General features: G+C 46.7%; 2 protein-coding genes. One reads left to right on the top strand and one right to left on the bottom strand.

Annotation, left to right across the window (positions count from 1 at the left end; genetic code table 11):
* The coding region (locus A3757_RS22140) for a DMT family transporter (protein ID WP_197470223.1) at positions 1 to 601 on the top strand (601 nt) is incomplete at its 5' end.
* On the opposite strand, the gene A3757_RS22135 is transcribed toward A3757_RS22140, so the two are convergent.
* A partial coding sequence (locus A3757_RS22135; RefSeq protein WP_068740308.1) for a tetratricopeptide repeat protein occupies positions 598 to 1,605 on the bottom strand: 1,008 nt, incomplete at its 5' end. The genes A3757_RS22140 and A3757_RS22135 overlap by 4 nt on opposite strands.

Raw genomic sequence — 1,605 nt, 5'->3', positions numbered from 1 at the left:
AATCTTTGGTACCAAGATCACCTTCTACCTTATTTGTGCGTTGATTCCCGCAGTTATTGGTTTGGCGCTTTTAGCATTACGGGCTGAGCCAGGAGGTGGTTTGGGCTTTGAATTTAAGGAATCCCATGCTTTCTTCTTTATGTCAACTTTGGGTTTTGCGCTGCATGTCATTTTGACGGGGCGTTATGCACAAGGTATCTCTTATATGGCTCTGACATCTTTACAGCTTGTCGCCATTGCAATCGTCGCGACAGTTGCCGCACTGCTAACTGAGAGTTGGCCAGCTGATTTATCCTATATGGCTTGGGTGTGGCTGTTGTGCAGCGCTTTTATCGCTACAAGTTTACGTTTCGCCTTGCAAACTAAAGCGCTAGCAAAACTGGACCCAAACAGTGCGGCCATGGTTTTTATTCTGGAGCCCGTGTGGACAGCAATCTTAGGCGCATATTTCTTAAGCGAAAGAATGACAAGCAATCAGCTGCTGGGTTGTGTGTTAATTTTTTGTGGGATACTGGTTTACCGCATACCCTTGTTACGAAGCTATTTCCGTCGCTATATAGAAGGTAGGAAGAAAGCGCCACTGAAAGAGGAGTCGCTTTAGTCTTTTGCTTCTTCCATGCTGGCGCGGCGCTCGATTAAATAATGATAGCGTGAATACTCTTTGTGGTGACGGGGAATATGTCTGACTCGATGCAGGTACTCGTCGACTTCTTTCAATAAGCTAGCATCCGCACTGCGTTTATATAGTCGTAGTAGTACTTGCGCCAAATTCAGGTTGAGCGAGATATGCCTTGGGGTGAGGGGAAGGGCGCGTCTTAGCTCCTCTGCTGCCTCTTTAACTTTTTTCTCTCCATAGAGTTTGATACCCATTTTATTAATTTTAGCTGCTCGCTGGCGGGTTTCACTGCCAATTCCCTTGTTGAGCTGCGAGTAAATATCTTCAACCAGTGCACTATCTTCTTTTGCCAGGTCAGCCGCGCGTTCCAGTAAATGTTCCGACTTGTCCTCTTCCCCCAGACTGCTTAGTGTTTGTGCTGCTAGTTTAAGGCTACTCGCAGAGAGGTCTTGAGCGTCATGACTTTCGCCTAGCAGGTCGTCAAGAGCTTGCTTGGCTTCGTCGATGTTGCCGATATTTGCATTGACATTGGCAGCGACTAATTTTGTATGCTCTTCGATATTCCCCTGATTAGCGAAGCGTTTGGCACTTTTATCAAGCAAGTCGAAGGCTTCCTTAACATGTGGGTTGGCATTGATATCGCCACCCTCTTGCTTGGCAACGTCTGCAAGGTAATTAACGAAATCGAAGCAGTGTTCTGGCCGGGCGTAGACAGACTGTTCACTGTGCTTCATTACGTTTTGATAGGCTTCGATTGCGCCCTTACTATCTTTATTTTCTGAGCATAGCTCTGCCAATTGCTTTTGTCTGTGCAGGGAGTTTGGAGACCGCGAGATAGCTTGTTCGACGGTTGCCTGGGCCTCTTTGGTTTTATCTTGTCTTTGCAGTACCTGCGCAAGAAGGTCCAAAGCTTCAACTTGCTCCGGGTCTTTGGTAATTATGACCCGTAGTAGTTTTTCTGCATCCTCATAATGTTTACGCCGAATCAT

The sequence above is a fragment of the Oleiphilus sp. HI0117 genome (genome assembly GCF_001635235.1).
The sequence above is the reverse complement of the archived record's forward strand: the minus strand, read 5'-3'. Positions and strand labels throughout refer to the sequence as shown.